3 protein-coding genes are annotated in these 4,772 nt (G+C 68.0%); all 3 read right to left on the bottom strand.

Annotation, left to right across the window (positions count from 1 at the left end; genetic code table 11):
* The coding region (locus ACT6XY_RS22425) for a biotin/lipoyl-containing protein (RefSeq protein WP_444750520.1) at positions 1 to 388 on the bottom strand (388 nt) is incomplete at its 3' end.
* Positions 389 to 460: 72 nt separating this feature from the next.
* Positions 461 to 3,421 carry a 2-oxoglutarate dehydrogenase E1 component gene (locus ACT6XY_RS22420; protein ID WP_444750519.1) on the bottom strand — a complete coding sequence of 987 codons (2,961 nt, stop codon included), beginning with the start codon at positions 3,419 to 3,421 and terminating at the stop codon, positions 461 to 463.
* A gap of 130 nt (positions 3,422 to 3,551) precedes the next feature.
* Complete coding sequence (gene sucD, locus ACT6XY_RS22415; RefSeq protein WP_106747152.1) at positions 3,552 to 4,439, bottom strand: succinate--CoA ligase subunit alpha; 888 nt, start codon at positions 4,437 to 4,439, stop codon at positions 3,552 to 3,554.
* Positions 4,440 to 4,772 lie beyond the last annotated feature (333 nt).

The following is a 4,772-nucleotide window of genomic DNA, read 5'->3' as shown; positions in this document are numbered from 1 at the left end:
GGCTGACGCCGCTCTCGGCGGCGATGCGGGCGACGGCCGGGCCGTTGTCGGCGGAGGCCGCCTTGGCGGGAGCTGCCTTCGGAGCCTCGGCCTTGGGCGCTTCAGCCTTCGGCGCCTCGGCGGCCTTGGCGGGAGCCGCAGCGGCGGCGGCACCCTCGGCGATCTGGCCGAGCAGGGCGGCGACGCCGACCGTCGTGCCGGAATCCGCGACGATCTCCGACAACGTTCCCGAAGCCGGCGCGTTGACCTCGAGGGTCACCTTGTCGGTCTCGAGCTCGACCAGCGGCTCGTCCTGCTTCACCGCCTCGCCGGGCTTCTTGAACCACTTGGCGACGGTGGCCTCGGTGACGGATTCGCCGAGCGTCGGAACGCGGATTTCGGTGGCCATGTGTTCAGTCCCTCGCGGGCCTCTCTCAGGTCGTAAATGGCGGAACGTCCGGCCCCGGGGGGCCGGACCGGATCAGGCGAAGGCCTCGTCCAGGAAGGCCTGGAGCTGGGCGTTGTGGCGGGACAGCAGGCCCGTCGCGGTGGCGGCGGAGGCCGGACGGCCCACGTAGCGGGCGCGCTTCGACTTGGAGCCGGCCGTTCCCAGCACCCACTCCAGATAGGGTTCGACGAAGCTCCACGCACCCATGTTCTTCGGCTCTTCCTGGCACCAGATCACCTCGGCGTTCTTGAACCGGGAGATCTCGCCAGCCAGCGCCTTCAGCGGGAAGGGATAGAGCTGCTCGACACGCATCAGGTAGACGTCGTCGATGCCGCGCTTGATGCGGTCCTCGTAGAGGTCGTAGTAGACCTTGCCCGAGCACAGCACGACGCGGCGGATCTTCTTGTCGTCGACCAGCTTGATGTCCTGGCCGGCCAGGCTCTGGGCATCGTCCCACAGCACGCGGTGGAACGAGGTGTCGGTGACGAGCTCGTCCAGGCGCGACACCGCCCGCTTGTGGCGGAGCAGCGACTTCGGCGTCATCAGGATCAGCGGCTTGCGGATCTCGCGCTTCAGCTGCCGGCGCAGGATGTGGAAGTAGTTGGCCGGCGTCGAGCAGTTGGCGACCTGCATGTTGTCCTCGGCGCACATCTGCAGGAAGCGCTCGAGGCGGGCGGAGGAGTGCTCCGGACCCTGGCCCTCGTAGCCATGCGGCAGCAGGCAGACGAGGCCCGACAGGCGCAGCCACTTGCGTTCGGCCGAGGAGATGAACTGGTCGAACACCACCTGCGCACCGTTGGCGAAGTCGCCGAACTGGCCTTCCCACATGGTCAGCGCATTGGGCTCGGCCAGCGAGTAGCCGTATTCGTAGCCGAGCACCGCCTCTTCCGAGAGCATCGAGTTGATGACCTCGTAGCGGCCCTTCGAGCCGTCGATGTTGTTGAGCGGCGTATAGCGCGCCTCGGTCTCCTGGTCGATCAGCACCGAATGGCGCTGGGAGAAGGTGCCGCGCTCGCAGTCCTGGCCGGACAGGCGGACGCGATGGCCCTCGTCCACCAGCGTGCCGAAGGCCAGGGCCTCGGCGGTCGCCCAGTCGATGCCCTCGCCGGTGTCGATCATCTTGCGGCGGTTGTCCATGAACCGCTGGATCGTGCGATGGGCGGTGAACCCTTCCGGGACGGAGGTGATGGCCTTGCCGATGCGCACCAGAGTCTCGCGCGCCACGCCCGAGGCGCCGCGACGCGGATCGTCGTCCGAGGACGCGCCGCCCGACAGGCCGGCCCACTTGCCGTCCAGCCAGTCGGCCTTGTTCGGCTTGTAGGACTGGCCCGCTTCCATCTCGGCATCGAGACGGGCGCGCCAGTCGGCCTTCATCTTGTCGATCTCGCCCTCGGTGACGATGCCCTCGGCGACCAGCTTCTTGGAGTAGCCGTCGAGAGTCGTCTGGAGGCCGCGGATCTTCTTGTACATGAGCGGCTGGGTGAACGCCGGCTCGTCGCCCTCGTTGTGGCCGAAGCGGCGGTAGCACCACATGTCGATGACCACCGGCTTCTGGAACTTCTGCCGGAACTCGGTCGCCACCTTGGCGGCGAAGACCACCGCTTCGGGATCGTCGCCGTTCACGTGGAAGATCGGCGCCTCCACCATCTTCGCCACGTCCGAGGGATAGGGCGAGGAGCGCGAGTAGCGCGGATAGGTGGTGAAGCCGATCTGGTTGTTGATGATGAAGTGGATCGAGCCGCCGGTGCGGTGACCCTTCAGGCCGGACAGGCCGAAGCACTCGGCCACGACGCCCTGGCCGGCGAAGGCCGCGTCACCGTGGATCAGCAGCGGCAGCACGGCGGTGCGGTCCTCCGGCGAGCAGCCGAGCTGGTCCTGCTTGGCGCGCACCTTGCCCAGCACGACGGGATTGACGATCTCGAGGTGCGACGGGTTGGGGGTGAGCGACAGGTGCACCTTGTTGCCGTCGAACTCGCGGTCCGACGAGGCGCCGAGGTGGTACTTCACGTCGCCCGAGCCCTCGACGTCGTCGGGGGCGAAGGAGCCGCCCTTGAACTCGTGGAACAGCGCCCGGTGCGGCTTGCCCATCACCTGGGTCAGCGTGTTGAGGCGGCCGCGATGGGCCATGCCGAGCACGATCTCGCGCACGCCGAGCTGGCCGCCGCGCTTGATGATCTGCTCCAGCGCCGGGATCATGCTCTCGCCGCCGTCGAGGCCGAAGCGCTTGGTGCCGGTGTAGCGCACGTCGAGGAACTTCTCGAAGCCCTCGGCCTCCACCAGCTTCTGCAGGATGGCGCGCTTGCCCTCCTTGGTGAAGGCGATCTCCTTGTCCGGACCCTCGATGCGCTCCTGGATCCAGGCCTTCTGGGCAGGATCGGTGATGTGCATGAACTCGACGCCGAGCGTCTGGCAGTAGGTGCGCTCAAGGATGCCGACCATCTCGCGGATGGTGGCGAATTCCAGGCCCAGGACCTTGTCGATGAAGATCTTGCGGTCGTAGTCGGCCTCGGTGAAGCCGTAGGACTTCGGGTCCAGCTCCTCGTGCGTCTTCGGCGGGTCGAGGCCGATCGGGTCGAGGTTGGCGTGCAGGTGGCCGCGCATGCGGTAGGCGCGGATGAGCATGAGGGCGCGGACGCTGTCGCGCGTCGCCTGCTGCACCTGCTCGGCGGTGATCTCGGCACCGCGGCCCTTGTCGGCGGCCTTGGCCTTAAGCTTGTCGCCGATGGCCTTCTCGACCTGCGCCCAGTTGCCGTCCATGGCGGAAATGAGCTCGCCGTTGGCGGCGATCGGCCAGTTCGGCTTCGACCACGAGGGACCCTCGGCGCTCTTGACCACGTCCTTGCGGTCGTCCCCGAGCGAGGAGAAGAAGGCCTGCCACTGCTGATCGACCGAGGCGGGATCGGCCTCGTAGCGGGCGTAGAGGTCCTCGATGTAGGCGGCATTGCCCCCGTAGAGGAAGGACGTGAGCGCAATGGTCTCGTCTTGGCGTGCCATGGTCGTTTCCTGCAGCTTAGGGATCGCCGCTGCGATCCGCTGTCCGCGCGCTGTCATGCGGGGCGCCACCAGACGCCGTGTCGATGGCGGAAATCGGCCCGCACCGGGCCGATTTCCGGATTGTGATCGGTCAACGCTTCTTCAGCACGTCGACCAGGGTCTTGCCGAGGCGGGCCGGCGAGGGGGAGACGCGAATGCCCGCGGCTTCCATCGCCGCGATCTTGTCCTCGGCGCCGCCCTTGCCGCCGGAGATGATGGCGCCGGCATGGCCCATGCGGCGGCCGGGAGGCGCCGTGCGGCCGGCGATGAAGCCGACCATCGGCTTCTTGCGGCCGCGCTTGGCCTCGTCGCGCAGGAACTGGGCGGCGTCCTCCTCGGCCGAGCCGCCGATCTCGCCGATCATCACGATCGACTCGGTCTTGGGGTCGGCGAGGAACATTTCCAGCATGTCGATGAACTCGGTGCCCTTGACCGGGTCGCCGCCGATGCCCACCGCGGTCGTCTGGCCGAGGCCCTCGCTCGAGGTCTGGAACACCGCTTCGTAGGTCAGGGTTCCGGAACGCGACACGATGCCGACCGAGCCCTTGCGGAAGATGTTGGCCGGCATGATGCCGATCTTCGATTCACCCGCGGTGACGACGCCGGGGCAGTTCGGTCCGATGAGGCGCGACTTCGAGCCCACCAGCGAGCGCTTCACGCGGATCATGTCCTGCACCGGGATTCCCTCGGTGATGCAGATGATCAGCGGGATTTCGGCGTCGATGGCCTCGCAGATGGCGTCGGCCGCACCCGGCGGCGGCACGTAGACGACGGAGGCGTCGGCGCCCGTCTTCTCGCGCGCTTCGGCAACCGTGTCGAAGACCGGCAGGCCGAGATGGGTCGAACCGCCCTTGCCGGGCGACGTGCCGCCGACGACCTTCGTCCCGTAGGCGATCGCCTGCTCGGAATGGAAGGTGCCGTTCTTGCCGGTGAAGCCCTGGGTGATGACCTTGGTCTTCTTGGTGATCAGAATGGACATTCATAGCTCCTGTGCGAGCCGGTCGGCCGCGCGCGATGAGAATGTGCAGCCGAGGGACCGCGAATGACGATCCGGAGATGCGGACGGGATCCGTTCCGCTGATTCCGGCCTTTGCGATGGCCCCCGTCCGGTCAGGCCGGACGGGAAGCCAGGAACCCATGCGATGGCGCGGGCGCCGCGCCCTCAGGGCACGGCGCGCCGGCCGGGCGTCACTTCTTGCCCTTGGCCGGAGCCTTCGCCTTGGCCGGGGCCTTCGCCTTGGCGGCGCCCTTGGCCGGCGCGGCCGCCTTGGTCGCCGACTTCTCGGCGGCCTTCGGGGCAGCGGCCTTGGCC

Origin of the sequence: Phreatobacter sp. (assembly GCF_052440005.1) — a bacterium.
Classification (GTDB): domain Bacteria; phylum Pseudomonadota; class Alphaproteobacteria; order Rhizobiales; family Phreatobacteraceae; genus Phreatobacter.
The sequence above is the reverse complement of the archived record's forward strand: the minus strand, read 5'-3'. Positions and strand labels throughout refer to the sequence as shown.